The organism is Nonomuraea sp. NPDC049758 (genome assembly GCF_040674635.1).
Taxonomy (GTDB): Bacteria; Actinomycetota; Actinomycetes; order Streptosporangiales; family Streptosporangiaceae; genus Nonomuraea.
Genome location: NZ_JBFAMZ010000005.1, coordinates 508,241 through 535,232, shown reverse-complemented (window position 1 = coordinate 535,232; position 26,992 = coordinate 508,241). Strand labels below are relative to the sequence as shown.

Below are 26,992 nucleotides of genomic sequence, written 5' to 3'. Positions count from 1 at the left end.
ACCGCATCGGCAAGACGCCGGTACCGCGGCAGGCAGTCAGCGCACAACGCGCGCGAACCGCGACACCCTGATCGGCACTCAGGCCGCGCCGGAGGCTTCCTCCGTCATCGGGCGGGCGGGCGGTGAAGTTGGCCATCATGGCTGTGAACCGCAGCTTCATGCGCTAAGCCCGAGTGAGGCGATGAGGTCGCGCATCTCATCGCGGTAGACGGTCGCCGGGTCGTGGACGAGCCCGCGCAGGTGTCCGTAGATCTCCAGCGCCAGCAAGCCGTGCATGCGCCCCCACACGCGCATGGTCAGGGCCAGCCCCGCGGGTGGCAGATCGGGGAACTCCTCTCGGGTGTGTGCGACCAAGCCGGCGTCGAAGTCGGCCCAGTCATAGTCCTGGCGCGCGCTCCCGGTGACCGGCCACGCGGCAGCCACGAGACCGGTAATGCCGGTGCAGGCGCGCACTTCGGCGGCGATGCCGGGGCTGTTTTCCGGCGCCTGGTAGCCGGGCACCGGGTCACCGTAGATGAGCCGGAAACCCTCGGGGTTGGTAAGAGCCCATTCTCGTACGGCCTGCGCCCAGGCCATGATCCGCCCGCCGGCATCGGACTCGGGCACCGCGTCGCGCGCCGACTCGGCGGTCTCGACGAGCGAGGTGTAGACGTCGCCGATCAGTGTCGTGACCAGGTCGTCGCGAGTGGCGAAGTAGCTGTAGATGGCGCCCGCCGTCATGCCCATCTCGCGCGCGATGGCGCGCAGCGAGATCGCGTCGGGGCCGCCCTCGGCCATGAGCTTGAGCGCGATCGCCTTGATTTCGGCGCTGGTCTGAGCACGCAGCCGTTCGCGTCGGCTCATGGTCGCTTCCATGCCAGCAGTCTACAGGGTTTGACTATTGAACTCCGTGCTCTAAGGTGAACACCGTGTAGTAATTTGACGGCATGTAGGAAGGGATTTATGGAATCGCCACGACTGCGCCTTGGGCTGCTGGCGTTGACGCAGCTCATCGTGGCTCTCGACTACAACATCGTGTACGTGGCGCTACCCGACATCGGGAACGCGCTCGGTTTCAGCCCGTCGTCGGTCCAGTGGGTGGTCAGCGCCTACGCGATCGGCCTCGGCGGGCTCCTGCTTCTCGGCGGACGGGCCGTCGACCGGCTCGGACCACGCCGGATGTTCATGGCAGGACTGGCGCTGTACGGCGTCGCCTCGCTGGCCGGCGGACTGGCGACCGGGTCGGAGATGCTGGTGGCCGCCCGCGCGGTCCAGGGCATCGGCGGTGCGCTGCTGACTCCTGCCACCCTCACGCTCATCTACCGGGGATTCGCCGAGGGGCCGGCCCGCAACCGGGCACTGGGCGCCTGGGGCATGGCGGGCAGCGCGGGACTGGCCGCCGGATCCCTGCTGGGCGGTGTGCTGACCAACTATCTCGGCTGGGAATGGGTCTTCTACGTCAACGTGCCACTGGCGCTGATCTGCGCCCTGGCCGCACCCCGCCTGCTGCCCGCCGATCCCGACCGCACCCCGGGTTCCTTCGACGTGCCCGGCGCGCTGCTGGCCACCGGGGGCGCCGCTCTGCTGGTGTTCGGGCTGGCCAGCGGTCCCGACTCCGGATGGGACTCGCCCCGCGTTTATGGCTCGCTGGTCACAGGCGCCCTCTTGCTGGTGGCGCTCTTGGTGGTGGAGTCACGCACCCGCGACCCGCTGATCCCGCTACGGCTGGCGCGTGGCCGCTCCCTGGCCACCACCATGATCGTGATCGCCATTTTCCAGGGCACCCTCGGCGGCGGCTACTACGTCCTCACCTCCTACCTGCAGCCTGTCCTCGGCTACAGCTCCCTGGAGGCGGGCCTGAGCTTCCTGCCGCTCACCCTGGTCTGCATGTTCGCCGCCGTGAAGGTCACCCCGATGGGGCTCGGCCGCTGGGGCGTCCGCACCACACTGTCGGTCTCGACGGTCGGTACCGGCCTCGGCATCGCCCTCATGGTCATGGGCACCACGCCTGCGGGCGGCTTCTGGACCCTGCTGCCCGGCAGCGTCGTCTGGGGCCTGTTCGGCGGCGTCGCCTTCGTCACCCTGTTCGCCTCAGCCGGATCCGGCATCGCGCCACACGAGCAGGGCGTCGCCTCCGGGATCGCCAGTACCGCCAAGGAGATCGGCGGCGCCATGGGCCTGGCCGTCATCGTCGCCATCTCCACCGCCTCGCCCAACCTCCTCGGCGGCCTGCACGTCGCCGGCTGGACGGCCGCGGCGCTCACCGTCGCCGGGGGCCTGATCGCCCTGGCCCTCGAACCCTCCCGACCCCGCACTCTCGAAGGAGTGACCGCATGAGCACCAACGACCTGATCCTCACGTACCTCGACATCTGGAACGAGCGTGACGTCGCCGCCCGTGAGGCGCTCATGACGTCCGTCCTCACCGACGACTCGTTCTACTCCGACCCCGATTACGCGGGCCTGCGTGGGCACGCGGAGCTGTCGAAGGCGATCGGCAAGGCCCAGCAGAACTTCGGCGACCTGAGCTTCACCCTGGACACCGTGATCAGCGCCCACCACGACCGCGCCCTGTTCACCTGGCGGCTCGGCACGGTCGCCACCGGTTATGACGTGGTGGATTTCACCGGCGACCTCGACAAAGGCTTGCCGGTCCTGCTCGGAGAGGCTTCGAGAAGGTGTGGCTGCGCAACACCGGCAGCGGCGGCGTGACGTACGTCATCCACCCGCCGGACCACCCGCAGCCTCCGGCGACCTCAGGGTTGCCCGCGAACCGGTGAGCAGCGCCCTGGCGGATTTGCGGAACGCCGACACCAGGCGGTTGTGGTCGCCGGCCCGGGTCGCCAGCACGACGTGACTCTGCTCGACGCCCTCCAAGGGGATCGAGGTGATGTCCGGGCGGAGGTTGACAAGGGTCGGGCCGCCCGCGATGGCCACCGCCTCCCCGGCGGCGATCAGCTCGAACTTGTCCTCGATGTCGGCGATGACGGGGCCGTCGGGGGCCGGGCGGCCGTCGGGCCTGGGATCGATGCGCCAGTACGCCTCCCAGGCCGGGTCCGGGTCGGCCAGCCGGGGCAACGGCTCGTCGGCGATGTCGGCGAGCGTCACGGATCCCCTGCCCGCCAGGCGGTGGTCGCGCGAGAGCAGCAGCACGCGCGGCTCGCCATACAGGATCGTCACGTCGAGCCCATCAGTCGCCAACGGCAGCCGGGTCACCACCGCGTCCACACGGTAGTCGAGCAGAGCGGGGCGCGGCTCGTTCCAGGCCACGTGTGAGGTGCGTACGTCGGCATCCGGATGCAGGCGGCGCAGCTCGCGCACGGCCGGCGTGACGATGAGGCCCATCGTGTACCCGATGGTGATCCGGCTGGGCCGAGCGGCGGCGCGGGCCTGCGCCGCCGCCTGGGCGGCCGCGTGCAGCAGCGTCTTCGCGCGGGGCAGGAAGACCTCGCCCGCCTCGGTGAGTCGCGTGCCCTGCGGGGTTCGGTCGAGCAGGAGGGCGCCCAGTTGCCGCTCAAGGGCGCGGATCTGTCGGCTCAGCGACGGCTGGGTGATGTGCAGGGCCTCGGCGGCGCGGCCGAAGTGCCGGTGCTCGGCGACGGCCGTGAAGTAGCGTACGAGCCGCAGATCGAGATCGGGCGACTGGGGCATGCCCGCAGCCTACTGCGGTGATGCCTGAAACGTATCGCCCGATGAGCGACAGGCTTTGGACGCCGCACGGCACCGGCTCCGACGATGGGAACACCGCTGAAGAAGGAGATCATCATGCGTGTTTTCGTCACCGGCGCCACGGGTTTCGTGGGGTCCGCCGCCGTACGTGAGCTCATCGAGGCCGGGCACCAGGTGGCCGGTCTGGCCCGTACGGATGAGGCCGCCGCCGCGTTGAGGGCCGCCGGAGCCCAGCCCCACCCCGGCTCGCTCGACGACCTCGCCGGCCTGCGCGACGGGGCCGCCGCCGCCGACGGCGTCATCCACCTGGCCTTCGTGCACGACTTCGCGAACTTCGAGGCCGCCAACCAGACCGACCGGCGAGCCATCGCGGCGCTCGGCGAGGCGCTGGCGGGGTCCGGCCGGCCGCTCGTGGTCACCTCGGGCACCGGCCTGCTCCCGCCCGGCCGCGTCGGCACCGAGCAGGACGAGCCGGGGACGCATTCGCCCCGAGGGGCGGCCGAGCAGGTGGCGCTGTCGTTCGCGGAGCGCGGGGTGCGGGTCTCGATATTGCGGCTGCCGCTGGTGCATGGGGAGGGTGACCCGGGGTTCGTCGCGGTCGCGATCGGCATCGCCCGCGCGAAGGGCGTCTCCGCGTACGTGAGCGACGGCGACCCCCGGTGGCCGAGCGTGCACCGGCTGGACGCCGCCCGCCTGTACCGGCTGGCCCTAGAGGAGGCTCCCGCGGGCGCGCGGCTGCACGCCGTCGCCGAGAAGGGTGTGCCGGTACGTGACGTCGCCGGCGTCATCGGGCGCCGGCTCGGCGTGCCGGTGACCGCGATCACCGCGCGGGAGGCGGGCGAGCACTTCGGCTGGCTGGCCTCCTTCGTCACGCTGGACATGCCGGCCTCCTCCGCCCTGACCCAGAAGCTGCTGGACTGGCGTCCCGGCCGCCCCGGGCTCATCGCCGATCTGAACGCGGGACACTACTTCAAGAGCTGAGCCCGCAGCTCCGCCGGTCACTTTGCCCGGTCCTGACCGGCCGGCAGCTGAGCTACGCGGCAGCCTCGCAGTTGTTGATGGTGCACGCCATGCGGTCAGCCGGACGCTCATGTAGTCCAGGGGTCACCGGCACAAACGCCCAGCCGTCGCCCGATCACTACTCAAGATCAACTATTTGGCGGCCGGTGCCACGGTTCTTACCAACACCCGTACATGACGGAAGAACCCCTGGATATCTGTCCGCGACGTCGTTCAATCCCACCACGTGGCGCACATGAAAGATGGCCATCCGACACCCTAGATAACGGCAGAAGCTTCGGTGAAGGTGGCGCGCCCCTGGGCCGGACGGCTATTCGCCGCCACCCACGTCGCTGGACTCGTCCTCGTCGCCGGGCCCCCCTTTCCTCTTCCCTCGTGATTCGCTGGCCGCGACGATCCCCAGGGCGACCAGAAGCAGGAGGAAGACCCCCGGCCCGGTCGCCTCCATGACCGCAAACAGGATGAAGATCACGACGACCAGCCCTGCCGCGGCCAAGGCATAGAGCCGAAAGAACTCCCAGTCCATGGCACGACCTCCAGCCAACCACGGAGCGACCAACCGTTATCAACGGCAACATCCGAGGGTGACGAGAACCGAGAAACCCCAGGTCGAACGCGGTGTTGGTGAGTAGGGCGGGTGGGACTTGAACCCACGACCCACGGATTATGAGTCCGATGCTCTGACCGGCTGAGCTACCGCCCCTGGATTCAGTTGTGACATGCGGTGTGCGGCGTATGGATCTCGGTGAGGCTCGCGCATGTCAAGGCTAGAGCATCGGATCCGGGTGTGCCGCACGGCCGGATGGGGACGGGGTCCCGCGGACATCATTCCATGCCGGGCATGGTTGGTGGAGTCGTGTCGATCATATTCGGGTCTCGGTTGGGGGTTGTGCTTGCTGTGGGCGGAATGGGAGGGGTTGGGGGGAAGGGACGGTGCCGATATGGCGATCAAGGTGGTGTACGAGACCCACTCCATCACTGTGGACAACGAGATCGGTGTCGCCACCGGGTGGCTGCCCGGGGAGTTGTCCGAGCGGGGGCGGGAGCTGGCCGCCGAGCTCGGGGTGCGGAGGCGGGAGGTGGACGTCGTCTACTGCTCGGATCTGCGCAGGGCGGTCGAGACGGTGGAGGTGGCGTTCGGGGGCGGGAAGGAGGTCCGGCTCGACGCGCGGCTCAGGGAGTGCGACTACGGCAGTTACAACGGACGGCCGGTGAGCGAGGTCGCGGCCCTGCGCAGGCGGCACATCGACACGCCGTGGCCGGGCGGGCAGAGCTATCGGCAGGTCGTGGCGGCGACGGCTGCGTTCCTTGAGGGCCTGCGGGAGGAGTGGCAGGGGGCCACGGTGCTGGTGGTGTCCCATTCGGCCAATCGGTGGGCGTTGCAGCACCTGCTGGACGGCACTCCGCTCGAGGACCTGGTGGACGCGCCGTTCGAGTGGCGGCCCGGGTGGGAGTACGAGGTGGCATAGCGCCTTGGGGCGACGGGGTGGCATAGCGCCTTGAAGCGCGAGGTGGCATTGCGCGTGGGGGTGCGAGGTGGCTTGGCGCCTTGCCTGGAGGCGGGTGCCGGTTCAGGGTGGGGGTGGACCTGGATGGGCGCGGCTCAGGCAGCCGGACATGGCTGATGCGCCGATCGCGTCCGCGATCAGCGCCGGCGGGTGGAGCTGGGTTGTCTCCCGCCGCTGGGGGTGCCGTCACGGTAACGGCGGGCCCACGGGGCGAGGAGTTACTACTTCACTCCTATCAGGGTGTTATGGCGCGGTGCCGTACGCCGGGTTGCGTGCGAGCCAATCGGAGTAGACCGGACTGCGGCGTACGGCCTCGGTGTGTGCCTGTTTGGCCTGGGCGACCACCCAGGTGGCGTCGGGGGCGGTGGGGTGGCGGCCGAGGAGCTGCCGCCAGCGCAGCGGCGCGCCGGAGAGCGGGACCATGGCCAGCCCCGGCAGGGCCTGGTGGGTCGCCTGGCAGAGCACCACGGCGCGGCCCACCTGGGCGAGGTGGGTGCAGGTCGGGACGTCCGTCTCGTAGATCGTTCCGGGGGTGAAGCCGGCTCGGGCGCACGCCATGGCGAAGCAGTCGGCGAAGCAGCCGTCGCCGGGGGTGACGGCCCATTGTTCGCCGGCCAGGTCGGCCAGCTCCACCTCCTTCTCCTTGGCGAGCGGATGGTCCTCGCCGACGAGGGCGAAGACCGGGTCGACGCTGATCGTCTCCCACAGGAGCGTTCCTGTGGGGGTGCCGGAGTCGCCGCAGGCGCCGGTCAGCACGTAGTCGAGGCGGCCGAGCTCGACCATGTTGATCAGCTCGTGCGTTGACCACGACGTGAACGTGGTGACCGTGCGCTCCGCGGCCAGCCGGTCGACCAGGCCGCCGAGTATCGGGCCGTTGGTGGCGCCGATGCGGAAGCCGGGGGAGGGGGTGTGGGCGAATCGTACGGCCTCGTCCTGCAATTCCTTGGCCGCGGGGAGCAGCACGCGCGCCCGGGCGAGCACCAGCTCGCCGAGCCGCGTGGGCCGCGCCCCGTGGCGGTCACGTTCGAACAGGGCGCCGCCGAGCACCCTCTCGATCCGTTTGAGCTGGGCGGTGAGGGCCGGCTGCGCCAGCCCGAGCAGGGACGCGGCCTTGCTCACACTTCCCGCGTCCGCTACCGCGCGGACGATCCTGAGGTGCCTGAGCTCGAGGTCCATACCGGGAAGGTAAGGCGACGAATCGCTCCCAAACAATGGCTATATGTCAGGAATTGTGACAGATATTGTCGGGGGTGTCTGGGGTAGGGGGAACCCATGACGACGATGGGAATAGATCCGGCCCAGCTCAGCGACGAGGATGTGGTACGCGAGCTGCGGCAACTCCATGCCACTCGTAGTGACACATTCTTCCATGGATCAGACGATGCTCTGGCACGTCACACTTCCCGTACCAATGAGCTGGAGGCGGAATACCTTCGCAGGTTCCCCGACCGCGAGGTCGATCCGGCCAGGCTGAGGGAGGGGGCGAGGCAACGTTGATGTCCGAGGGGCATGACGTGCAGGAGCTGTCGGACGTCGACATCCACGTCTACGAGGCGGTGGCCTCGCAGGCGATCGGGTCCGGCGGCGTGGCCGGCCTGGCGGCGGTGATCCGGGCGACCGGCCTGGAGGACGACGAGGTGCGCGACAGCCTGGCCGTCCTCGTGAACCAGGGGTACGTCGTCCCGCGGGGCGACGGGTACGGCCTCGGTCCCCATACCTTCGAGGTCGAGTACTGAACGGGCGCATGACGGCTCCGCGCCGCCGCCGCCGCGGTGCCGGTGCGGAGCCCACAGCACGGACGGGGAGCCCACAGGCCGGGCGTACGGCCTGTGGGCTGTAGGGCGGGTCGAGGGCGGTGCGGCTAGGGCTTGAGGGGGCGGAGGCGGGCCCACAGGACGAAGGCGGCGCCGAAGACGGCCATCGGCAGGCCCGTCCACAGGTTCACCGCGTCCCCCAGCAGGCCGGCCACGACGAGGATCACGCCGTACAGCAGGAACAGCCCGCCGATCACCATCCGGATGTCGCTCACAGGATCACTCCGTACAACAGGGCGGCCAGGATCACGGCGCCGGTGCCGAGCAGCACCGGCGAGCGGTACCAGCGTTTGTCGCCGGCGAGGGCGTCGTCCTCCAGGTCCGCGGCGTTCAGGCCGTACACCAGGCCGCGCAGCTCCCGCTCCGGCTTGGGCGTGGTGACCAGCGTGACGATCACCGACACCAGCACGTCCACGGCGAAGGCGATGCCCGCGCCCCAGAAGCTGGCGTTCAGCTCGGTGCCGAAGTCCACCACGCCGGCCTTGTAGGCGAAGTACGACGCGAAGGCGCTCAGCGTCCCCGCCAGCAGCCCCCAGAACCCGGCCCACGGCGTCATCCGCCGCCAGAACAGCCCGACGACGAACGTCGCGAACAGCGGCGCGTTGAAGAAGCTGAACAGCGCCTGCAGGTAGTTCATGATGTTGGAGTAGCCGGCCGCGATGAACGCCGTGCCCACGCCGAGCGCCACGCCGGCGACGGTGGCGACGCGTCCGACCTTCAGGTAGTAGCCGTCCGGGCGGTCGGGCCGTACGTGCGCCTGCCAGATGTCGTTGGTGAACACCGTGTTGAACCCGCTGATGTTGGCCGCCATCCCCGCCATGAACGAGGCCAGCAGCCCGGTCACCGCGACGCCGAGCACGCCGTTCGGCAGCAGGTCGCGCATGAGCAGCGGGATCGCGTCGTTGTAGTCCTGGCCCTTCCCCAGGTCGCCGAAGAGCACCAGCGCGATCATCCCCGGCAGCACCGTGACCAGCGGGATCAACAGCTTGGGGAAGGCCGCGATGATCGGCGTCATCCGGGCCGCGTTGGTGTTCCTGGCCGACAGGGCGCGCTGCACCTCGGCGAAGTTCGTCGTCCAGTAGCCGAAGGAGAGCACGAACCCCAGCCCGAAGACGATCCCGATCCAGTGGGCCTGCATCGGGTTGGAGCCGGCGGTCCCGGCCCAGGTGTGCAGGCCGCCCTCGCCGAGCGCGCTCTGCCGTACCTTGTCGGACAGCCCGGCCACGCCGCCGACCTTGACCAGGCCGAGCACGGTCAGCGGGATCAGCCCGGCGAGGATCACGAAGAACTGCAGCACCTCGTTGTAGATGGCCGAGGACAGGCCGCCGAGCGTGATGTAGGAGAGCACGATCAGGGCCGAGACCACCACCGACACCGGCAGCGGCCAGCCCAGCAGGGCCTCCATGACCAGGGCGAGCGCGTACAGGTTCACCCCGGCGATGAGGATCTGCGCGACCGCGAACATGAGGGCGTTCAGCAGCTGGGTGGCGCCGTTGAAGCGCCTGCGCAGGAACTCCGGGACGCTGCGCACCTTCGAGCGGTAGTAGAAGGGCATCATCACGATGCCGAGGAACACCATCGCGGGGACGGCGCCGATCCAGTAGTAGTGCACGGTCATCGCGCCGTACTGGGCGCCGTTGGCCGCCATGCCGAGGATCTCGATCGCGCCCAGGTTGGCCGACACGAACGCCAGCCCGGTGATCCAGGCGGGCAGGCCGCGGCCCGCGAGGAAGAAGTCGAGGCTGGAGCTGATCCGGCGGCGGGCGGCGAACCCGATGGCGAGCACGGTGGCGAAGTAGACCGCGATGAGCAGGTAGTCGAGGAGGTTGACGTCTAATCGCACAACCGGCCCGCTACCCGGAAAACACCGCGATAGCCGCACTCCGGGCGCCGCGGTGAGGTGCGATTGTGGACCGTGCGGGCCGGTCGCCATAGTGTCGAGAGGTGGACGTCGCCACCTTGACCCCCGCGCAGGCGCGGGCCCGCTTCCGCGTCGGCGAACGGGTGCCCACCGCGGGCTGGTGCCGCGGCTGGACGCAGGCCAACCTGATCGCCGTGCCCGCCGCCCTGCGGTACGAGCTGCTGCTGTTCGCCCACCGCAACCCCCGGGCCTGCCCCGTGCTGGACGTGGGCGAGCCGGGCGCCTGGTCGACCACCCTGTTCCGCGGCGACCTGCGCACCGACCTGCCCGGCTACCGCCTCTACCGCGACGGCGAGCCGGTGGCCGACCTGGACGAGGTGACCGGGCAGTGGCGGGCCGACCTCGTGCCGTTCCTCATCGGCTGCAGCTTCACCTTCGAGGCGGCGCTGCTGGCCGCCGGCGTCCCGGTCCGGCACCTGGAGCAGGGCAGGAACGTGCCGATGTACCGCACGAACGTGCCGTGCGAGTCCACCGCCTCGCTGTCGGGGCCGCTGGTCGTCTCGATGCGGCCGGTCCCGGAGGAGCTGGTGCGGACGGCCGTCGAGGTGAGCGGCAGGTACCCGCGGGTGCACGGCGCGCCGGTGCACGTGGGCGACCCGGCCGCGATCGGCGTGCTCGACCTGGGGCGTCCCGACTTCGGTGACCCGGTGGAGCTGCGGCCGGGGGACGTGCCGCTGTTCTGGGCCTGCGGGGTGACGCCGCAGGCGGCGGTCATGGCGAGCGGCGTGGAGTACGCGATCGGTCATCTGCCGGGTCACATGGCCGTGCTGGACGTCCGGGACGACGACTATCGAGTGACTTGACCAGATATTTCGCGGTATAGGTGGATGCTTCGGTCAGTTCGGCCGGGGTGCCTTCGAAGATCACCTCGCCGCCGTGCCGGCCCGCCTCGGGGCCGAGGTCGATGACCCAGTCGGCGTGCTTGACCACGTCGAGGTCGTGCTCGACGACGATGACCGTGTCGCCGCCGTCCACCAGCCGGTCGAGCAGGGCCAGCAGCGTGTCCACGTCGGCCATGTGCAGCCCGGTCGTCGGCTCGTCGAAGACGTACACCTGGCCGCGCTCGCGCATCCGGTGCGCCAGCTTGAGCCGCTGCCGCTCCCCGCCGGACAGCGTGCTGAGCGGCTGCCCGAGGGGCAGGTAGCCGAGCCCCAGCGCGCCGAGCCCGCCGATGCCCGGCAGATCGAACAGGCCCGCGGCCTCCTCGGCCGTCATCGCCAGCACGTCCGCGATCGTGCGTCCCTCCACCGTGTACGACAGCGCCTCAGGGCTGTACCGGCTGCCTCCGCACGCGTCGCACACCCGGGTCACCGGGTCCATGAACGCCAGGTCCGTCTTGATCTCGCCGCGCCCCTTGCACACCGGGCACGCCCCCGCCGAGTTGAAGCTGAACAGGCCCGGCCGCACCCCGTTGGCGTCGGCGAACAGCCTGCGCAGCGGGTCCATTGCCTCGAGGTACGTCGCCGGGGTCGAGCGCGGCGAGCCGCCGATGGCCGACTGGTCGATGAGCACCACGTGCGGATGCCGGGCGACCAGCTCCTGGCGCATCAGCGTGCTCTTGCCCGACCCGGCCACGCCGGTGACCGCGGTGAGCACGCCGAGTGGCACGCGTACGGTGACGTCCTTGAGGTTGTGGGCCTTCGCGCCCTCGACGGTCAGCCAGCCGGCCGGGGCGCGCACGGCGTCCTTGAGCCCGGTGACCCGCCGCAGCATGCGGCCGGTCAGCGTGCCGCCGGACGTCAGCGCCGCCACCGTGCCCTCGAACACGACCCGGCCGCCCCGCGTGCCCGCGCCCGGCCCCATGTCCACCACGTGGTCGGCCAGCTCGATCAGGTCGCGGTCGTGCTCGACGACCAGCACCGTGTTGCCCTTGTCGCGCAGCTCGACCAGCAGGTCGCCGAGCCGGTGGACGTCACGCGGGTGCAGCCCCACGCTGGGCTCGTCGAAGATGTACGTCATGCCGGTGAGGCTGCTGCCCAGGTTCCGCACGGTCTTGAGCCGCTGCGCCTCGCCGCCCGACAACGTCGGCGTCCCGCGGTCGAGGCTGAGGTAGCCGAGGCCGATGGCGTCGATCCGGCGCAACGACTCCACCGCCGCCTCCGCCACCGGGTCGCCCAGGCTCTCCAGCACGCCGATGAGGTCGGTCACCTCCATCGCGCAGTGGTCGGCGATGGACCGGCCGTCGATGCGCGAGGCCAGCGCGGCCGCGTTGAGCCGCCGGCCGCCGCACTCCGGGCACGTGGCCTGCCGCACGTACGGCGCCGCCGCCTTGTCGAGCTGGTCGAGGTCGCGCTTGAGGTGGATCCGCTCGAACCGGGTGACCAGCCCCTCGTAGGTGTTGGTGTACTCACCCCGGCTGACCTTGAAGCCGCCGCCGTACAGCAGCAGGTCGCGCTCCTGCGGCGTGAAGCCGCGCAACGGCTTGTCCGGGTCGAACAGCCCCGACCTGGCGTAGAGCTGCCACACGTACGACCCGGTCGGGGCCATGCGGATCGCGCCCTCGTTCAGCGAGAGGTCCTCGTCGAGCAGCTTGCCGACGTCGGCCTCCACCTTCTTCCCCAGACCGTCGCAGACCGGGCACATGCCCTGCGGGTCGTTGAACGAGTACGCCGTCGCGGGCCCCGCCGACGGCTCGCCGCGCCGCGAGAACAGCACCCGCAGGACCGCGTGCACCTCGGTCATCGTGCCCACGGTCGAGCGGGCGCCGCCGCCGACCGGCTTCTGGTCCACGATCACGGCGGCGGTCAGGCCGGACATGCGCTCGGCGCGCGGCCGCTCGTGCTTGGGCAGCCGGTTCCTGACGAACGCGCTGAAGGTCTCGTTGAGCTGCCGCTGCGACTCCGTGGCGATGGTGCCGAACACGATCGAGGACTTGCCCGACCCCGACACGCCGGTGAACACCGTCAGCCGCTCCTTGGGCAGCCGCAGCGAGACGTCCTTGAGATTGTTCTGTCGCAGGCCGATCAGCTCGATGTCGCGCGACACGTGCCACACCCCCAATAGCTTTGGCTACTACCTATAGCCTAAGCTAATTCATGTGGCTGACATTCCCGACCGGCGCGCACGACGGCGAGCCGAGACGCAGGCCGAGATCCTCGGCATCGCCATCGACGTGATGGCGGAGGAGGGCGTCGCGGGGCTGAGCCTGGCGACCGTGGCCAGGCGGCTCGGCATCCGGCCGCCGTCGCTGTACAAGTACTTCCCGTCCCGGCACGCGGTCTACGACGCCCTGTTCAGACGCGGGCAGGAGGGTTACCTGGAGGCCGTGCGGCGGGGGGCCGAGCCGCATGAGCCGGGGCTGGCCGCCATGGGGCCGTCCCTGGAGGCCGGAGCGCGGTGGATCATGGAGAACCAGGTGCTGGCCCAGTTGATGTTCTGGCGGCCGGTGCCGGGGTACGCGCCCTCGCCCGAGGCGTACGCGCCCGCGCTGGCCGTCCACGAGCACTTCGCCGAGCTGATCAGGGCCGCCGTCGGGCGCGGTGAGCTGCATCCCGACGCCGCGGGCGAGGAGGGGCTGGCCCTGGCCGCGAGCCTGATCGCCGGGCCCGTGTCCCAGCAGCTCAGCAACGAGCCGGGCGCCTCCTACGAGGAGGGGCGGTTCACCCGGCTCGTCCCCCGGCTGCCGGCCGTGTTCGCGGCGGTGTACCCGCCGCCGTGAGCTGGTCGCCGACCGGCGGCGCGCCCGTCCGGTTGTCGATCTCCAGGTGCGGCACGACGGGCGGCTCGTCCACCCGGATGTTCCTCAGGTAGTCGGCGAAGGCCGCCAGCTTGCCCGCGTCCCTGGCCAGGCCGCGTGCCTCCAGCCGGGCGCGCAGCGTCGGCCCGTCCGAACGCACCCACAACAGGCGCACGGGCGGGCCGCCCAGCTCCGCCACCCACCGCGCCCACCGCGCCGCGTCGTGCACCTGCGCGGTGAACGGGCCGTCGAGCAGCACCGGGCAGCCGTGACCGCGGATCTGCGCGGCGATCCTGGTCAGGCCGGTGTACTCGTGCTGCTTGACGTGCCGGTCGTACCAGGGGCCCTCGCGCTCGCCCTGGTCGCGACCGTGGGCCCGCAGGACCTCCGCGACGAGGTCGCCGTAGACGGTGTCCTTGTCGAGCAGGGCGGGCACCGGCGACAGGCGGGCCAGCAGCTCGGCCGCCACCGTGGACTTGCCCGCCCCCGGCGGCCCGCTGATCACCCACACGGTCGTCATGCGCCCAACCTACGCGGATCTGCGTACACGGGTGCCTCGCCTGGGCGGACGACGTCCGGCGCGCTCGCGGACAGACTTCCTGCTCATGCTGACCGTCTTCGCCAGAGCGTTCCGGGTGCCGGAGCTGCGCAGGAAACTGCTGTTCACGTTGGGGCTGATCGTGCTGTTCCGCCTCGGCCAGATCATGCCCGCGCCCGGCGTGGACGTCGTGGCCGTGCGGCAGTGCGTGGGCTCGGCGAGCGGCGGCGTCTTCGACATGATGCAGATGCTCAGCGGTGGCGCGATGCTCCAGCTGTCGGTGTTCGCGCTGGGCGTCATGCCCTACATCACGGCCAGCATCATCCTGCAGCTGTCCGCCGTCGTGGTGCCGCGGCTCGACACGCTCAGGAAGGAGGGGACCAACGGGCAGGCGCGGATCACCCAGTACACCCGTTACCTGACCGTCGGACTCGCCGTCCTGAACGCCACGACCGTCGTCACCCTGGCGCGCTCGGGGAACCTGCTGCCCGGCTGCGCCCGTCCGCTGCTGCGCGACCAGGGGCTGCTCGCGGTGTTGGTGATCGTGGCGACGATGGTCGCGGGCACCTGCGTGGTCATGTGGATGGGCGAGCTGATCACCGACCGGGGGATCGGCAACGGCATGTCGATCCTGATGTTCACGCAGGTCGTGGCGGTGTTCCCGGGGTACATGGCGAAGATCTTCGTGCTCACGCCGTTCGGGTTCGCGGTGATGCTGGCGGCCGGGTTGTGCCTGGTGGCGGCGGTGGTGTTCGTCGAGCAGGCCCAGCGGCGGGTGCCCGTCCAGTACGCCAAGCGCATGGTGGGGCGGCGCATGTACGGGGGGAGCAGCACGTACATCCCGCTCAAGGTCAACCAGGCGGGGATCGTACCGGTGATCTTCACCTCGTCGCTGCTCTACGTGCCGACGCTGGCCGCGCCGCTGCTCGGCGCGGAGGCGGGCGCCTGGGTCTCGCGCAACCTGACCGCCGGGAACCATCCGCTCTACATGAGCGTGTACGTGCTGCTCATCGTCTCCTTCGCCTACTTCTACGTGGCGATCACCTTCAATCCCGTCGAGGTGGCCGACAACATGCGGCGGTTCGGGGGGTTCGTGCCGGGGATCCGGCCGGGCGCGCCGACGGCCCGCTACCTGGCGTACGTGTTGTCGCGGCTGACCGCGCCCGGAGCCGTCTACCTCGGCGTGCTGGCGCTGCTGCCGCTGGTGGCGTTCGCGATCCTGCGCGACCCCGGCACGCAGCAGAACTTCCCGTTCGGCGGGACCAGCGTGCTCATCATGGTCGGCGTCGGGCTGGACACGGTCAAGCAGATCGAGGCCCAGCTCCAGCAGCGCAACTACGAGGGCTTCCTGCGGTAGGCCGCCTGCCCGGCACGAGGGTTTCCTCCGGTGGGCCGCCTGCCCGGCTCAGACCGGCGGCGCGAGCCCGGCCCGCATGGCGAACACCACGAGCTGGGCCCGGTCGCGGGCGCGCAGCTTGACCATGGCCCGGCTGACGTGCGTGCGCACGGTGTCGGGGCTGATCACCAGCTCTCTGGCGATCTCGTCGTTGGACCGGCCCGTCGCCACCCACGCCACCAGCTCGCGCTCGCGCGGGGTGAGCGTGCCCAGACCCTCGACGGGCTCGGCGCCGCCGCGGCCGAACAGGCCGATGACCTTCCTGGTGATGGACGGCGACAGCAGCGCCTCGCCCGCCGCCACCACCCGCACGGCGTTGACCAGCTCGTCGGGCGCGCTGTCCTTGAGCACGAAGCCGCTCGCCCCGGCCTGGAGGGCGGCGAAGACGTACTCGTCGACGGCGAACGTGGTCACCACGACGATCCGGGTGCCGGCCAGCGTGGGATCGGCGGCCACGGCGCGCAACGCGGACAGGCCGTCGGTGCCGGGCATGCGGATGTCGAGCAGCAGCACGTCGGGACGGGTGCGGCGGATCAGGTCGAGCGCCGCCGCACCGTCGGCCGCCTCGCCCACGCACTCCATGCCGGGCTCCCGCTCCAGCAGCGCCCGCAGCCCCATCCGCACGACGGCCTGATCGTCGGCAACCGCCACCCTGATCACGCGGCCCACGGCGTCTGCAGCGGGCAGGGCTGTACTGGGCAGGGCTGCACCGGCGGCGGGCGTGTCCGGGCCTGTCTGGACGGGGGTGGGGCCGGGGGCGGGCGTGTCAGGGCCTGTCCGGAGGGGGGTTGGGCTGGGGGTGTGCGCGTCCGGGCCTGGGGGGTGAGGGCCTGGGCCGGGGGCGGTCATGCCTCGTACCGGGGGAAGCGGGCGGTCACCTGGAAGCCGCCGCCCTCGCGGGGCCCGGCGGTGAGCCGGCCGCCCGCCTCGGTCACGTGGGCGCGCATCCCGGCCAGCCCGCGGCCCTCGGCGGCGCCGTTCCAGCCCGCGCCGCGGTCGGCCACCTCCAGGACGAACGCGCACGGGCCGTCGGCCAGGCGCACCGAGGCCCTGGTCGGGCCGGCATGCCGGAGCACGTTCGTGAGGGATTCGCGGACCACCCGGTAGACGGCGTCCTTGAGGTGGGCGGGCACGGCGGGATCGGCGGGCTCGACGTCCACCGGCAGGCCGGCGGCGCGTACGCCGGCGATGAGGCCGGGCAGGTCGGCGGCCGGCGGGTCGATGCCGTCGAGCGCGGCGCGCAGGTGGGCCAGGGCGGTGGTGCTGGTCTCCCTGATCGCCCGGAGCGAGGCCCGTGCCTGCTCGGGGTCGTCGTCGAGGACGACGAGGGCGAGCCCGGCCTGCATCGCGATGGCGGCGAGCCCGTGACCGGCGGCGTCGTGCACCTCCCCGGCGATCCGCGCCCGCTCGGCCGCCACCACCTCGGCCCTACCGAGGAACGCCCCCGACCGCCCGACCACAGCGTCCGCCTGCCCGAACACGATTTCCGCCGCGTGCGGGACGGTCTGCGGGACGGCGTCCGCCGTATGCGGGACGGCCCCCGCTGTGTGCCGGACGGTCTCCGCTGTGTGCGGGGCGGCGTCCGGCGTGTGCGGGGTGGCGGTGGCGGCGGGCCGGGCGGGACGAACGGTGGCGGCGGGATGGGCGACCGCGGGCGCCGGGATCCCCCAGGCCGCACCCACCGGCCAGACCCCGCGCCCCGAAGCCGCATTCCCGGCCCCCAGACCACACAGCGCCCCGCCCCCAGCAACGGGCACACCCGGGACGAACGCGGACGGCGACGCGGTGTGGGAAGTGAGCGCGGACGGCGACGTGCTGTGGGGGGCGAGCGCGGACGCCGGCGTGCTGCGGGGGGCGAGCGCGGACGGCGGTGGGGCGGTGTCGGAGGCGTGGGACGAGGGCGGGGGCTCGGCGTCGGCGGCGGCCGCCGCTGCCGCGGCCCTGGCCTGCGCGAGGCCGCTGAACGACCACGGGACGGCCAGCCACCCGGCCCAGGCCAGCATGACGACGACCGGGACGTCACCCACCCGGCTCAGGCGCGACAGCGCCGCGAACGACCTGCGCAGGCGCCCGCCGCGTTGCGTGTGCTCGCTCACCATCCCCCACCCGGCCAGGCTCGTGTCGCCCCGATCCTAGCGAGTTCTGGGCGGCACGGTCCGATCACCGCCCGCCCGGCCACCCCGAGACGATCTTGACGACAGGGCCCGGATCAGCCCCTCGGGCATGCACACGCCCCTCGACGAGGAACTGCCTGCCGGTCGGGCTCAGCGCATCCGATCGGTCAGCCGGTGCGGGAGCCGCGGCCCCAGGCCGGCGCACCCGGTCGGTCAGCCGGTGTCGGGGCGGGGCCCCAGGTCAGCGCATGCCGTCGGTGAGCCAGCGTAGGGGGTTGTCGTGGGTGATCAGGCGGATGACGTCCTCGCCGGTGCCGGCCTCGCGCAGGCGGGGGAGCAGGCTGTGGAACAGGTGGGCGTAGCCGCAGCCGCCGTACCGCTGGACCTGGGCCACGCGGCTCAGGCCGGTGCTGAGGAGCAGGCGGTCGGCGTGGCCGTCCTCGATGAGGCCGAGCGCGATCCTGGCCGCCTGGTCGGGGCCGAGCGCCAGGACGCTGAGGCTCACGTACGCGCCCGCCTCGGCGATCTTGCGGGCCCCGCCCAGGTCGCCGGAGTAGCCGGCGGCCACGCGGGAGCCGGGCAGGTTCTCGCCGAGCAGGATCTCCAGCAGCGCCGGGGCGTTCTGGCCGTGGGTGGCGACGGGCAGGCGCGACTGCCGGGAGGCGCGGGCGGCGGCGCGCAGGCAGCGCTCCTCGCGGGCGGTGGGCTCGGCGCCCCAGCTGCCGACCTCGCCGATCACGCCGGGGAAGACACCCGTGCCGTCCACGCCGCTGGAGATCTCGGTCATCAGGCGCCGGGTGAGCTGCTCGACGTCCTCGTCGCCGACGTCGGTGAACGGCTGGGCGAAGAAGCCGGTCGAGGCGATCACCGGCACCCGGCTGCCCGCCGCGATGCGGGCCAGGGCGGCGGCGTCGCGGCCCATGCCGAGACAGGTGAGCTCGACCACCAGGTTGAGCTCGTCGGACTGGCGCAGCTCGCGGAGCTCCGCGGTGACAGTGGTCTCCTCGTCGAGCCAGCGGTGGGGGTCGGAGTCGATGCCGACCGCCCAGCGCATGTCGTTGCGCAGGTGCTCGTGGGGGAGTACGGCGCCGTTCACCGCTGCCGCGCGGATCGGGCCGGTGACGGTGCGAAGGATGACCTCGGGCATAGCCGACATTAACCGATAGTTGCCGGAATACCCTTCCTTCTGGCGGGAAATTTTACTCTTCGTCCTGTTTGGCGGCCTGCTAGTGGTCTGCAAGTGTTCCTGTCAATGTGGGCCGTATCCTGAGAGGCAGCCGACGACACGGGGGAGACGTGCCGATCCAGAACTCCGAGACGGGCGACGCCGACGTGATGAAGGACGAGGCCGCCGACCGCTCCGCCATGCCCGCCCGCCGCGGCGGTCTGAAGGGCCGGCTCGACGGCATCCGGTCCACCCGCGCGGGCGCGCTCACACTGAAGATCGTGGTCGGCGTCATCGGCGCGGTGATGGTGGTCGGCGGCCTGATCATGGTGCCGTTCCCCGGGCCCGGCTGGCTCGTGGTGTTCGCCGGGCTGGCGGTGCTGGCCACCGAGTTCCACTGGGCCCACCGGGTGCTGGAGTTCGGCAAGCAGACGCTGCACGCCTGGACGCAGTGGTACAAGCGGCAGGGCTGGACGGTGCGCATCCTCGTGCTGCTGGTGACCGTGGCCGCCGCCGCGGTGATCGTCTACTTCGGCATGCTGACGCTCGGCATCGACCTGCTGGAGATCGCCCAGCGTTTCGTCTAGTTCCGCGGGGGCTTTCAGACCGGGTCGTTATCGTTCCCGGAATCGCCCGCTTTCCCTGCCTATTCTGCGGGCGTGCTCGCTCACCTCGCCGTCGCGCTGTCGCTGACGTTCCTCGCCCCCGCCGCCGCTCGGGCCGACCTGACGTTGCCGGAAACCGGCGGCATGAAATATCACGAGAAATCGGGCGACCCGGTACGGCTCAGCGCGTACGGCCTCGGCACCGGCCGCACGTACCTGCGCGCCGCCACCGGCGACGCCTTCACCCGGCAGAAGGGCCTGTCGGAGGTGGCGGTCTCGCCCGACGGCCGCCTGACGGCCGGGGTGCCGTCCTCCTACCGGGCGGGCTACGACTCCGTGGTCGTCACCGACCGGGCCACCGGCAAGACCGCGCGGATCCGTACCGTCAAGAAGCCCATGACGGCCGCCTACGCCTCCTGGTCCAGGGACGGCAGGAAGGTCGCGCTCACCGTCGAGCAGAAGAGCGGCGGGACGTGGCGGGTGCTCGGCTTCACAGTGGTGGACGTGCGCGCGGGCACCGCGAGCACGGTCCGCGTCGCGGGCCTCGCCCGGCGGGCCGGCTTCTGGTGGAGCCCCGACGGCAACCTCGTCAGCATGTACGGCACCGGACTGCGCGTCTACCGCCCCACGGACGGCGCGGTGCTGCGCACGTACACGGACGTGGGCCTGCCGACCGGCCCCGAGGACTCCTACGCGCCCTCGGGCAAACGCCTGACGACGTGGTGCCCCTCGCGGTTCAAGGAGCAGGTGTGCCTGCTCGACCTGGCCACCGGCACGATCGCCCAGCGCGTGGCCGTCAAGCCGGAGGCCCTGTTCGGCTGGTGGGACGACACCCACCTGATCGCCGTCACGACGGCCGGGAAGGGCCGCCGCCTGTCGGTGCTCGACCTGACCGGCCGGACGACGCGGGTGCTCGCGGACGTGCCCGCCGCCGCCTGGGCCGCCGAGCTGTGGGTCAACTTCGCCAGGACCCGGGTGTCATAGGTACAGGCCCGTGCCGTGGTCGGTCTCCTGGGTGGCCACCGCGTGCAGGTCGCGCTCGCGCATGACGAGGTAGACCCGCGCGTGCACCTCGACCTCGAACTGGTCTTCCGGGTTGAACAGCACCTTGTCGCCGACCTTGACCGCGCGCACGTTCGTGCCGACGCCGCAGACCTCGCCCCACGACAGCCGGTTGGCCATCTTGACCGTCGCGGGGATGACGATCCCGGAGCCGCTGCGCCGCTCCTCGGCCTCCTGCTCCAGCCGGATCATCACTCGGTCGTGCAGCATCTGAATCTCGAACTTGGGCGCTTCCACGGGTCACAGTTTACGAGCCGCCGCAGCTCCGGAATCCCGCGGTCGTCCCAGGTCTCGACTTCCCCGGGGATGGGGTCACGGCAGCAGGAGCTCGGCGTACACCGGACGGTGGTCGCTGCCGACCGGCGCGAGCACCCGGAAGTCCCGCACCGCCATGCGGTCGCCGGCCAGCACGTGGTCGATCGTCACGCCGGGCAGCGGCCCCCATCCGCCCCACGTCGTGGACAGGCCCCGGCCCATGGCGTCGGCCGCGTCGCGGTAGCCGGCGGCCAGCAGCTCGCGGAGCGGGAGGTGGTCGAGGGTGGCGTTGAAGTCGCCGGCCAGCACGCGCAGCCGTCCGCCGCCGCGCGGCAGGCGCTCCAGCCCCGCCAGCCAGCACGGCTGCCGGCCCGTGCGCTTGGGGGCGCACGGATGCACCGAGACGATCTCCACCTGGGCCCCGCCGGGGTGCTTCAGCACGGCCGTGGCCTGGCCGAACCCGCCCGCCTCGATCAGCTCGCCGGCGGTGAGGGGATGGCGGGCGTACACGGCCGAGCCGCCGACGCCCTTGGCGGGCCACGTCACCGCGTACGGCAGCAGCTCGCGCAGCCCCGCCGCCGCCAGCCGCCGCTCGGCGACGGGCGTGAACTCCTGCAACGTCAGGACGTCCGGCCGCAGCGACCTGACCTGCGCGGTCAGCTCGGCCGCGTCCGCCGTGCCGACCAGCAGGTTGGCGGCCAGCACGCGCAGCGGCGCGCCGTGGGCGGCCGGCGCGGCGTCGGGCAGCGCGCGGGGCAGCACCGCGGCGCCCAGCGCCAGCACGGTGACCAGCGCGACCGCCCCCGCCGCCCACCGCCGCAACAGCCCGGCGAGCAGCAGGCCCAGCGCCGCTCCCACCGCCGCGTGCGGCGTGAACGCGACCACCGGCACCCACGGCCAGTCCGGCTCGAACCCGCTCAGGCGCACCGCCGCCCAGACGGCGAACGGCGTCACCGCGATCCAGCTCATCCAGCTCATCCAGCTACGCACGTTCTGTATCGCCATATGTCGTGTAAGGCGTTCACGGCGTGAGAAAGTGTGCTGCATGCGCGACGTGGAAGCCCGGGTCCTGAACGCCATCGACGAGGCGGAGACCGTCGGCCTGCTGGCCGAGACGGTGCGCGTCCCGAGCGTCACGGGCACCGACGCCGAGTCCGACCTCCAGCACCGCTTCGCCCGCCTGCTCACCGAGGCCGGCCTGGACGTGGACGTCTGGAAACTCGACCTCGCCGACCTCACCGCCCGCGCCGGTTTCCCCGGCACCGAGGCCCCCAGGCAGGAGGGCTACGGCGTCGTCGCCGTGACCGAGGGTGAGGGCGTGCCGGCGCTGGCCCTCCAGGGCCACGTGGACGTCGTCCCGACCGGCGACCTGGCCAAGTGGGAGGGCAGCGACCCGTTCGCCGCCCGGATCACCGGTGACGTGCTGCACGGCAGGGGCGCCTGCGACATGAAGGCCGGCCTGGTGGCCAACCTGGCCGTCGTGCGGGCGCTGAAGCGGGCGGGGGTGCGCCTGGCCAGGCCCCTCGCGGTGCACTGCGTGATCAGCGAGGAGGACGGCGGCCTCGGCGCGTTCGCCACCCTGGCCAGGGGGCACACGGCGGAGGCCGCGGTGATCACCGAGCCCACCAGCGGCGCGGTCATCACCGCCAACGCCGGCGCGCAGACCTTCCGGCTGGAGGTCGCCGGCCGCGCCGCGCACGGCGCCACGCGGTACGAGGGCGTCAACGCGATCGAGGTCTTCTGGCCGGTGTTCGAGGCGATCAGGCGCCTGGAGGCCGAACGCAACCGGGACGTGCCGGAGCTCTTCGGCGCCAACCCCATGCCGTACCCCATCGAGGTCGGCACCGTGCGGGCCGGCGACTGGGCGAGCACCGTGCCGGACCTGCTGGTCGCCGAGGGACGCCTCGGCGTGCGCCTGGACGAGGACCCGGCCGCGGCGCGGGCGGCCTTCGAGGAGGCCGTCGCCTCCACCGGCCATCCGTGGCTGCGGGACAACCCGCCCGCGGTGACCTGGCCGGGCGGCCAGTTCGCCAGCGGCCGGCTGCCCGCCGGACATGAGCTGCTCGACGCGGTCAACCAGGCCGTCGCCGACGTCGCCGGCCGCCGTCCGGCCGAGGCCGCCGCGCCGTACGGGAGCGACCTGCGCCTGTACGCGGCGGGCGGCGTCCCGACCCTGCACTACGGCCCGGGGGACGTCCGGTTCGCGCACGCGCCCAGGGAGCAGGTCGAGCTGGCCGAGCTGCGCGAGGTCACCCGCGCGCTGGCGCTGCTCGCGGTGCGCCGCTGCGGCGTCGTGTGAGCAGCCCCCGGTACGACGATCACAGGGACGACTCGACCGGCAGGCCGGCTCCGACCCAGTCCTCGATGCCCTCGACGTACCGGCGCACGTCGGTGTAGCCGAGCGCGGTCAGCCGGTTGGCCACGGCCTTGCTGTTGCCGCAGGCCGGGTTGGAGCAGTAGGTGACGATGGTGGCGTCCTTGTCGGGCAGCAGCTCGGCGGCGCGCTCGGCGACCTCGCTCTCCACCAGGGCGACGGCCCCGGGCAGGTGCTGCTGGGCGTAGTAGGAGCCGCCGAGCGTGTCGAGCACGGTCACGCTGCCCAGACGGGCGTGCAGCTCCTCGCGGGTGATGGTCATTGTGGCCTCCGAGCGAAATGGACTAGAGTCCGGATGTGTGAATGGCCAGGAACCTAACGGACCGCAGTCCGGTTCGTCAAGCGAGCCGCTGGAGCTGCTGACCGGCAAGCCGGTCAGGGAACGCGCGGACGCGGCCCGCAACAGGGAGAAGGTGCTCGCGGCCGCCGCGCGGCTGTTCGCCGAGAAGGGCGTGGAGGCCGTGTCGATGGACGCGGTCGCCGCCGAGGCGGGCGTCGGCAAGGGCACGCTGTTCCGCCGGTTCGGCGACAAGTCGGGGCTGGCGGTGGCGCTGCTGGACGCCCGCGAACGCGACCTGCAAGAGCGCGTGCTGTCGGGGCCGCCGCCCGTCGGTCCCGGCGCTCCGGCCGCCGAGCGCCTGGCCGCCTTCACGGCCGCCTACCTCGACTATCTCTACGCCCACCTGGACCTGGTGCGGATGTCCGAGACGGCCAGCCCGGGGGCCCGCTACCGCATCGGCGCCTACCGGTTCTGGCACCGCCACGTCGCGATCCTGCTGGCCGAGGCCCGGCCGGGCGCCGACGCCGACGTGCTCGCCCACACCCTGCTGGCCGCCATGGGCGCGGAGGCGGCCGGGGTGCTGCGCGAGGAGTACGGCCGCGAGCGCGCCGCCGCGGGCATCACGGCCCTGGCCGCCGCCCTCGCCCAGCCGGTCTAGCTCAGGCGGTCTAGCTTGGGCGGTCTAGCTCGGGCGGTCCGGCTCAAGTGGTTCGGCTCAGGCGGGGGCGGCCACCCGCCGCCGCGCCTCGGGCACGATCATCGGCGTGCCCGACTGCGGGTCCTGGATGATCTCGCACCGCAGCTCGAACACCCGGTGGACCAGCTCGGGCGTGACGATCTCGGCCGGCACGCCCTCGGCCACGACCTCGCCGGCCCGCATGACGATCAGGTGGGTGGCGTACCGGCACGCCTGGTTGAGGTCGTGCAGCACGGCGACCATGGTCCGGCCGGCCTCGTGCAGGTCGGCGCAGAGGTCGAGCACCTCGATCTGATGGGAGATGTCCAGGAACGTGGTGGGCTCGTCCAGCAGCAGGATCGGCGTCTCCTGGGCCAGCGCCATGGCCAGCCACACCCGCTGCCGCTGCCCGCCGGACAGCTCGTCCACGATCCGGTCGGCCAGCCCGGCGACGTCGGTCGCGCGCATGGCCTCGGCCACGGCCGCCTCGTCGGCCCTCGACCACTGGCGCATGAGCCGCTGGTGCGGGTAGCGGCCGCGGGCCACCAGGTCGGCCACGCTGATCCCGTCGGGCACGATCGAGCTCTGCGGCAGCAGGCCCAGCCGCCGCGCCACCTCCTTCGACGGCAGCGCGGTGATCACGCTGCCGTCCAGGTGCACGGCGCCCTTCCTGGGCCTGAGCATCCTGGCCAGCGCGCGCAGCAGCGTGGACTTGCCGCAGGCGTTCGGGCCGATGATCACGGTGAAGGACTCGTCCGGGATCGCCACGCTGAGCTCGGTGGCCACGACGCGCTGGTCGTAGGCGAGGGTGAGGCCGGTGCCCGACAGGCGGTGGTCAACCATCAGTGACGGTCCTTTCGCAGGAGCAGGGCGAGGTACGTGCCGCCGACGGCGGCGGTGACCACCCCGACGGGAAGCTGGGTCGGCGCGAGCAGCCGCTGGGCGACCAGGTCGGAGGCGGTCAGCAGCACCGCGCCCATGAGCGCCGAGGCGCCCATCGTGACGCCGGGGGAGCGGGTCAGCCGGCGGGCGATCTGCGGCGCGGCCAGCGCGACGAAGACGACGGGCCCGGCCGCCGCGGTGGCCACGCCGGTCAGCAGCACCCCGGCGGTGATGGCCGCGGCCCGTACGGCCTCGACCTTGACGCCCATGGCCCGGGCCGCGTCGTCGCCCATCTCGATCATCCGCATCGGCCGCGCCACCAGCGCGCACACCGGCAGCAGGACGGCCAGCGCCACCGCGACCGGGATCGCGTGGTCCCACCCGCGCCCGCCGAGGCTGCCGGTCAGCCACGCGCCCGCGGTGGCCGCGTCGTTGATGTCGGCCCTGGTCAGCAGGTAGTTGTTGACCGCCAGCAGCAGCGTGTTGGCGCCGATGCCGACCAGCACCAGCCGGTAGCCCTGCACGCCGCGCCGGAAGGCCAGCGCGTAGACCAGGACGGCGGTGACCACGCAACCGGCCAGCGCGCCGCCCGCGATCGTCATGGCCGAGCCGCCCGCGACGACGGCGAGGATGCCGCCCGTCGAGGCGCCGGCGGTGAAGCCGACGAAGTCGGGGCTGCCCAGCGGGTTCTTGGTCAGGCTCTGGAAGATCGCGCCGCCCGCCCCGAACGCCGCCCCCACCAGCAGCCCGGTGACCACCCGCGGGGCCCGCAACCTGCTCACGATCAGCTCGGCGACCGGCGTGCCCTGGCCGAACAGGGCGTCCAGGATGTCGGGCACGGAGACGGTGAACTCGCCGGTGGCGATCGCCGCCACGCCCACCCCGCAGCCGACCGCCACGAGGGCGGCGCAGACCAGCAGGGACCGGGGCGCGAGCCGTACGGACCAGGGGCCGAGACGTACGGTCACAGCGCCGCCACCCGCCTGCGCCGGGCCAGCAGGATGAAGATCGGCGCGCCGATCACCGCCCACACGATCCCCACCTGCACCTCTCCCGGACGCGCGACCAGCCGCCCGACGACGTCGGCGCCCAGCAGCAGCACCGGCGCGGCCAGCGCCGAGTACGGCAGCACCCACCGCTGGTCGCCGCCCACCAGCGCGCGCACGGCGTGCGGCACGACCAGCCCGACGAACCACAGCGGCCCGGCGGCGGCGGTCGCGGCCCCGCACAGCAGCGTGACGGCCACGCCGGTGAGGACGCGCGTCCTGCCGACCGCGACGCCCAGCGAGCGCCCGGCGTCGTCGCCGAGCGAGAGCATGTTGAGCGGCCTGGCCAGCGTCAGCCCGAGCGCCAGCCCCGCCACCATGAACGGGGCCAGCCGCACCAGCGTGTCCGCGTTCTGCCCGGCCAGCGAGCCGGTCAGCCAGAACCGCATCCGGTCGAAGGTCTGCGCGTCCATGCGCAGGATCGCCGAGGCGACGGCCGTGAACACCATGCCGAGCGCGACCCCGGCCAGCGCCAGGCGTACCGGTCCGGCGCCGGAGCGGCCGGCCGCGGCCAGCGCGTAGACGACGACGGAGGCCACCGCGGCGCCGCCGAAGGCGAACCAGACGTACACGGCGGGGTCGGAGAGGCCGAACAGGCCGAGCGCGAGCGTGACGCCGAGCGCGGCGCCCTCGTTGATGCCGAGCAGTCCGGGGTCGGCCAGCGGGTTGCGGGTCAGGCTCTGGATGAGCGCCCCCGCCAGGCCCAGCGTCGCGCCGACGCCGATGCCGAGCAGCGTGCGCGGGATGCGCAGTTCGCGGATGACGACGTGGTCGCTGGAGCCGTCGGGGGCAAGCAGCGCGTCGATCACCGTCGAGAACGGCACCGACCGCGCCCCGAGCGCCACGCTCGCCATCGCCACCAGCGCCAGCACCCCCGCGGTCACGACCAGCCCGCTCACCAGCACGGACGCGGACCGGCGCGGCCGCGGCCCCTCCGCGGTGGCCGGCGGTCGCCCACCGGCGGGCTCAGCCGTGTCCTCAGCCGGGCGCACCCGACCCCCTCTCGTAGCGGT

General features: G+C 72.3%; 30 protein-coding genes and 1 tRNA gene. 13 read left to right on the top strand and 18 right to left on the bottom strand.

Annotation, left to right across the window (positions count from 1 at the left end):
• Positions 1-156: 156 nt before the first annotated feature.
• Complete coding sequence (locus tag AB0J46_RS16845) at positions 157-855, bottom strand: TetR/AcrR family transcriptional regulator (RefSeq protein WP_364332176.1); 699 nt, start codon at positions 853-855, stop codon at positions 157-159.
• Positions 856-942: 87 nt separating this feature from the next.
• On the opposite strand from AB0J46_RS16845, the gene AB0J46_RS16840 reads away from it, so the two are divergent.
• Together AB0J46_RS16840 and AB0J46_RS16835 are read left to right on the top strand one after the other, a co-directional pair.
• Positions 943-2,316 carry an MFS transporter gene (locus AB0J46_RS16840; protein WP_364332173.1) on the top strand — a complete coding sequence of 458 codons (1,374 nt, stop codon included), beginning with the start codon at positions 943-945 and terminating at the stop codon, positions 2,314-2,316.
• Positions 2,313-2,690 (top strand): nuclear transport factor 2 family protein, encoded by a 378-nt coding sequence (locus AB0J46_RS16835; RefSeq protein ID WP_364332170.1) that lies wholly within the window; start codon positions 2,313-2,315, stop codon positions 2,688-2,690. The genes AB0J46_RS16840 and AB0J46_RS16835 overlap by 4 nt, the downstream gene beginning before the upstream one ends.
• A gap of 6 nt (positions 2,691-2,696) precedes the next feature.
• Here AB0J46_RS16835 and AB0J46_RS16830 read toward each other — a convergent pair whose 3' ends face one another.
• Positions 2,697-3,629 carry a LysR family transcriptional regulator gene (locus tag AB0J46_RS16830; protein ID WP_364332167.1) on the bottom strand — a complete coding sequence of 311 codons (933 nt, stop codon included), beginning with the start codon at positions 3,627-3,629 and terminating at the stop codon, positions 2,697-2,699.
• Between the two features lie 114 nt (positions 3,630-3,743).
• Here AB0J46_RS16830 and AB0J46_RS16825 point away from each other — a divergent pair, with 114 nt between their 5' ends.
• Positions 3,744-4,628, top strand: coding sequence for an SDR family oxidoreductase (locus AB0J46_RS16825; protein ID WP_364332164.1), 885 nt, complete (start codon positions 3,744-3,746; stop codon positions 4,626-4,628).
• Positions 4,629-4,977: 349 nt separating this feature from the next.
• On the opposite strand, the gene AB0J46_RS16820 is transcribed toward AB0J46_RS16825, so the two are convergent.
• Positions 4,978-5,193: a hypothetical protein gene (locus tag AB0J46_RS16820; RefSeq protein ID WP_364332161.1), complete on the bottom strand. Its 216-nt coding sequence runs from the start codon at positions 5,191-5,193 to the stop codon at positions 4,978-4,980.
• Between the two features lie 103 nt (positions 5,194-5,296).
• Positions 5,297-5,370: transfer RNA gene (locus tag AB0J46_RS16815), tRNA-Ile, on the bottom strand.
• 238 nt (positions 5,371-5,608) lie between these two features.
• Here AB0J46_RS16815 and AB0J46_RS16810 point away from each other — a divergent pair.
• A complete protein-coding gene (locus AB0J46_RS16810; protein ID WP_364332158.1) occupies positions 5,609-6,136 on the top strand; it encodes a histidine phosphatase family protein in 528 nt (175 codons plus the stop codon).
• A gap of 282 nt (positions 6,137-6,418) precedes the next feature.
• Here the strand turns inward: AB0J46_RS16810 and AB0J46_RS16805 are convergent, their stop codons facing one another.
• Positions 6,419-7,351 carry a LysR family transcriptional regulator gene (locus AB0J46_RS16805; RefSeq protein WP_352327067.1) on the bottom strand — a complete coding sequence of 311 codons (933 nt, stop codon included), beginning with the start codon at positions 7,349-7,351 and terminating at the stop codon, positions 6,419-6,421.
• Between the two features lie 96 nt (positions 7,352-7,447).
• On the opposite strand from AB0J46_RS16805, the gene AB0J46_RS16800 reads away from it, so the two are divergent.
• A complete protein-coding gene (locus AB0J46_RS16800) occupies positions 7,448-7,672 on the top strand; it encodes a DUF6158 family protein (protein WP_125631040.1) in 225 nt (74 codons plus the stop codon).
• Positions 7,672-7,911, top strand: coding sequence for a hypothetical protein (locus tag AB0J46_RS16795; protein WP_364332154.1), 240 nt, complete (start codon positions 7,672-7,674; stop codon positions 7,909-7,911). Before AB0J46_RS16800 ends, AB0J46_RS16795 begins: the two co-directional genes overlap by 1 nt.
• A 125-nt stretch (positions 7,912-8,036) precedes the next feature.
• Here AB0J46_RS16795 and AB0J46_RS16790 read toward each other — a convergent pair whose 3' ends face one another.
• Complete coding sequence (locus tag AB0J46_RS16790; protein ID WP_352353608.1) at positions 8,037-8,204, bottom strand: hypothetical protein; 168 nt, start codon at positions 8,202-8,204, stop codon at positions 8,037-8,039.
• The gene (locus tag AB0J46_RS16785) at positions 8,201-9,832 is read right to left on the bottom strand and encodes a sodium:solute symporter family protein (RefSeq protein WP_364332151.1); all 1,632 of its coding nucleotides are present in this window, start codon (positions 9,830-9,832) and stop codon (positions 8,201-8,203) included. The genes AB0J46_RS16790 and AB0J46_RS16785 overlap by 4 nt, the downstream gene beginning before the upstream one ends.
• Before the next feature lie 101 nt (positions 9,833-9,933).
• Here AB0J46_RS16785 and AB0J46_RS16780 point away from each other — a divergent pair, with 101 nt between their 5' ends.
• Positions 9,934-10,713: a putative hydro-lyase gene (locus AB0J46_RS16780; RefSeq protein ID WP_364332148.1), complete on the top strand. Its 780-nt coding sequence runs from the start codon at positions 9,934-9,936 to the stop codon at positions 10,711-10,713.
• Here the strand turns inward: AB0J46_RS16780 and AB0J46_RS16775 are convergent.
• Positions 10,622-12,895, bottom strand: coding sequence for an excinuclease ABC subunit UvrA (locus AB0J46_RS16775; protein ID WP_364332146.1), 2,274 nt, complete (start codon positions 12,893-12,895; stop codon positions 10,622-10,624). The two genes, AB0J46_RS16780 and AB0J46_RS16775, sit on opposite strands and share 92 nt — an antisense overlap.
• Before the next feature lie 52 nt (positions 12,896-12,947).
• On the opposite strand from AB0J46_RS16775, the gene AB0J46_RS16770 reads away from it, so the two are divergent.
• Entirely contained in the window at positions 12,948-13,568 is a 621-nt protein-coding gene (locus AB0J46_RS16770; RefSeq protein ID WP_364332144.1) for a TetR/AcrR family transcriptional regulator, read from the top strand.
• On the opposite strand, the gene AB0J46_RS16765 is transcribed toward AB0J46_RS16770, so the two are convergent.
• Positions 13,510-14,106 (bottom strand): ATP-binding protein, encoded by a 597-nt coding sequence (locus AB0J46_RS16765; RefSeq protein WP_364332141.1) that lies wholly within the window; start codon positions 14,104-14,106, stop codon positions 13,510-13,512. The two genes, AB0J46_RS16770 and AB0J46_RS16765, sit on opposite strands and share 59 nt — an antisense overlap.
• 85 nt (positions 14,107-14,191) lie before the next feature.
• Here AB0J46_RS16765 and secY point away from each other — a divergent pair, with 85 nt between their 5' ends.
• Complete coding sequence (gene secY, locus AB0J46_RS16760) at positions 14,192-15,481, top strand: preprotein translocase subunit SecY (RefSeq protein ID WP_364332138.1); 1,290 nt, start codon at positions 14,192-14,194, stop codon at positions 15,479-15,481.
• 48 nt (positions 15,482-15,529) lie between these two features.
• Here secY and AB0J46_RS16755 read toward each other — a convergent pair whose 3' ends face one another.
• The 3 genes from AB0J46_RS16755 to AB0J46_RS16745 all read right to left on the bottom strand — a co-directional run bounded on the left by AB0J46_RS16755 (position 15,530) and on the right by AB0J46_RS16745 (position 18,781).
• Positions 15,530-16,180 carry a response regulator transcription factor gene (locus AB0J46_RS16755; RefSeq protein ID WP_352353595.1) on the bottom strand — a complete coding sequence of 217 codons (651 nt, stop codon included), beginning with the start codon at positions 16,178-16,180 and terminating at the stop codon, positions 15,530-15,532.
• Between the two features lie 185 nt (positions 16,181-16,365).
• A complete protein-coding gene (locus AB0J46_RS16750; RefSeq protein WP_364332135.1) occupies positions 16,366-17,619 on the bottom strand; it encodes a histidine kinase in 1,254 nt (417 codons plus the stop codon).
• 256 nt (positions 17,620-17,875) lie between these two features.
• Positions 17,876-18,781: an aryldialkylphosphatase gene (locus AB0J46_RS16745; protein WP_358302470.1), complete on the bottom strand. Its 906-nt coding sequence runs from the start codon at positions 18,779-18,781 to the stop codon at positions 17,876-17,878.
• A gap of 149 nt (positions 18,782-18,930) precedes the next feature.
• Here AB0J46_RS16745 and AB0J46_RS16740 point away from each other — a divergent pair, with 149 nt between their 5' ends.
• Together AB0J46_RS16740 and AB0J46_RS16735 are read left to right on the top strand one after the other, a co-directional pair.
• Entirely contained in the window at positions 18,931-19,386 is a 456-nt protein-coding gene (locus tag AB0J46_RS16740) for a TIGR02611 family protein (protein WP_352327238.1), read from the top strand.
• A 72-nt stretch (positions 19,387-19,458) separates the two neighbouring features.
• Positions 19,459-20,388 (top strand): hypothetical protein, encoded by a 930-nt coding sequence (locus tag AB0J46_RS16735; RefSeq protein WP_364332130.1) that lies wholly within the window; start codon positions 19,459-19,461, stop codon positions 20,386-20,388.
• Here the strand turns inward: AB0J46_RS16735 and AB0J46_RS16730 are convergent.
• Positions 20,383-20,703: a co-chaperone GroES gene (locus AB0J46_RS16730; protein WP_357700902.1), complete on the bottom strand. Its 321-nt coding sequence runs from the start codon at positions 20,701-20,703 to the stop codon at positions 20,383-20,385. The genes AB0J46_RS16735 and AB0J46_RS16730 overlap by 6 nt on opposite strands.
• 75 nt (positions 20,704-20,778) lie before the next feature.
• Complete coding sequence (locus AB0J46_RS16725) at positions 20,779-21,711, bottom strand: endonuclease/exonuclease/phosphatase family protein (RefSeq protein ID WP_364332127.1); 933 nt, start codon at positions 21,709-21,711, stop codon at positions 20,779-20,781.
• A 55-nt stretch (positions 21,712-21,766) separates the two neighbouring features.
• Here AB0J46_RS16725 and AB0J46_RS16720 point away from each other — a divergent pair, with 55 nt between their 5' ends.
• A complete protein-coding gene (locus tag AB0J46_RS16720; RefSeq protein ID WP_364332124.1) occupies positions 21,767-23,020 on the top strand; it encodes an ArgE/DapE family deacylase in 1,254 nt (417 codons plus the stop codon).
• Between the two features lie 19 nt (positions 23,021-23,039).
• On the opposite strand, the gene AB0J46_RS16715 is transcribed toward AB0J46_RS16720, so the two are convergent.
• A complete protein-coding gene (locus AB0J46_RS16715) occupies positions 23,040-23,357 on the bottom strand; it encodes a rhodanese-like domain-containing protein (protein WP_352323684.1) in 318 nt (105 codons plus the stop codon).
• A gap of 37 nt (positions 23,358-23,394) precedes the next feature.
• Here AB0J46_RS16715 and AB0J46_RS16710 point away from each other — a divergent pair, with 37 nt between their 5' ends.
• Positions 23,395-24,033, top strand: a complete 639-nt coding sequence (locus AB0J46_RS16710; RefSeq protein WP_364332121.1) for a helix-turn-helix domain-containing protein — start codon at positions 23,395-23,397, stop codon at positions 24,031-24,033.
• Between the two features lie 57 nt (positions 24,034-24,090).
• Here AB0J46_RS16710 and AB0J46_RS16705 read toward each other — a convergent pair whose 3' ends face one another.
• From AB0J46_RS16705 to AB0J46_RS16695, 3 genes are read right to left on the bottom strand one after another with little or no spacing between them, the layout of a single operon-like run.
• A complete protein-coding gene (locus AB0J46_RS16705) occupies positions 24,091-24,894 on the bottom strand; it encodes an ABC transporter ATP-binding protein (RefSeq protein ID WP_364332118.1) in 804 nt (267 codons plus the stop codon).
• On the bottom strand, positions 24,894-25,901 hold the full coding sequence (locus AB0J46_RS16700; RefSeq protein WP_364332115.1) for an iron chelate uptake ABC transporter family permease subunit: 1,008 nt from the start codon (positions 25,899-25,901) through the stop codon (positions 24,894-24,896). The genes AB0J46_RS16705 and AB0J46_RS16700 overlap by 1 nt, the downstream gene beginning before the upstream one ends.
• A complete protein-coding gene (locus AB0J46_RS16695) occupies positions 25,898-26,971 on the bottom strand; it encodes an iron chelate uptake ABC transporter family permease subunit (protein WP_364332112.1) in 1,074 nt (357 codons plus the stop codon). Before AB0J46_RS16695 ends, AB0J46_RS16700 begins: the two co-directional genes overlap by 4 nt.
• Positions 26,972-26,992 lie beyond the last annotated feature (21 nt).

Bases quoted from the DNA above. Each gene is read 5' to 3' on its own strand.
- AB0J46_RS16795 (WP_364332154.1), top strand. From the start codon at position 7,672: ATGTCCGAGGGGCATGACGTGCAGGAGCTGTCGGACGTCGACATCCAC.
- AB0J46_RS16845 (WP_364332176.1), bottom strand. From the start codon at position 855: ATGGAAGCGACCATGAGCCGACGCGAACGGCTGCGTGCTCAGACCAGC.
- AB0J46_RS16835 (WP_364332170.1), top strand. From the start codon at position 2,313: ATGAGCACCAACGACCTGATCCTCACGTACCTCGACATCTGGAACGAG.
- AB0J46_RS16840 (WP_364332173.1), top strand. From the start codon at position 943: ATGGAATCGCCACGACTGCGCCTTGGGCTGCTGGCGTTGACGCAGCTC.
- AB0J46_RS16765 (WP_364332141.1), bottom strand. From the start codon at position 14,106: ATGACGACCGTGTGGGTGATCAGCGGGCCGCCGGGGGCGGGCAAGTCC.
- AB0J46_RS16720 (WP_364332124.1), top strand. From the start codon at position 21,767: ATGCGCGACGTGGAAGCCCGGGTCCTGAACGCCATCGACGAGGCGGAG.
- AB0J46_RS16745 (WP_358302470.1), bottom strand. From the start codon at position 18,781: ATGCCCGAGGTCATCCTTCGCACCGTCACCGGCCCGATCCGCGCGGCA.
- AB0J46_RS16750 (WP_364332135.1), bottom strand. From the start codon at position 17,619: ATGGTGAGCGAGCACACGCAACGCGGCGGGCGCCTGCGCAGGTCGTTC.
- AB0J46_RS16830 (WP_364332167.1), bottom strand. From the start codon at position 3,629: ATGCCCCAGTCGCCCGATCTCGATCTGCGGCTCGTACGCTACTTCACG.
- AB0J46_RS16800 (WP_125631040.1), top strand. From the start codon at position 7,448: ATGACGACGATGGGAATAGATCCGGCCCAGCTCAGCGACGAGGATGTG.
- AB0J46_RS16810 (WP_364332158.1), top strand. From the start codon at position 5,609: ATGGCGATCAAGGTGGTGTACGAGACCCACTCCATCACTGTGGACAAC.
- secY (WP_364332138.1), top strand. From the start codon at position 14,192: ATGCTGACCGTCTTCGCCAGAGCGTTCCGGGTGCCGGAGCTGCGCAGG.
- AB0J46_RS16715 (WP_352323684.1), bottom strand. From the start codon at position 23,357: ATGACCATCACCCGCGAGGAGCTGCACGCCCGTCTGGGCAGCGTGACC.
- AB0J46_RS16805 (WP_352327067.1), bottom strand. From the start codon at position 7,351: ATGGACCTCGAGCTCAGGCACCTCAGGATCGTCCGCGCGGTAGCGGAC.
- AB0J46_RS16825 (WP_364332164.1), top strand. From the start codon at position 3,744: ATGCGTGTTTTCGTCACCGGCGCCACGGGTTTCGTGGGGTCCGCCGCC.
- AB0J46_RS16820 (WP_364332161.1), bottom strand. From the start codon at position 5,193: ATGGACTGGGAGTTCTTTCGGCTCTATGCCTTGGCCGCGGCAGGGCTG.
- AB0J46_RS16705 (WP_364332118.1), bottom strand. From the start codon at position 24,894: ATGGTTGACCACCGCCTGTCGGGCACCGGCCTCACCCTCGCCTACGAC.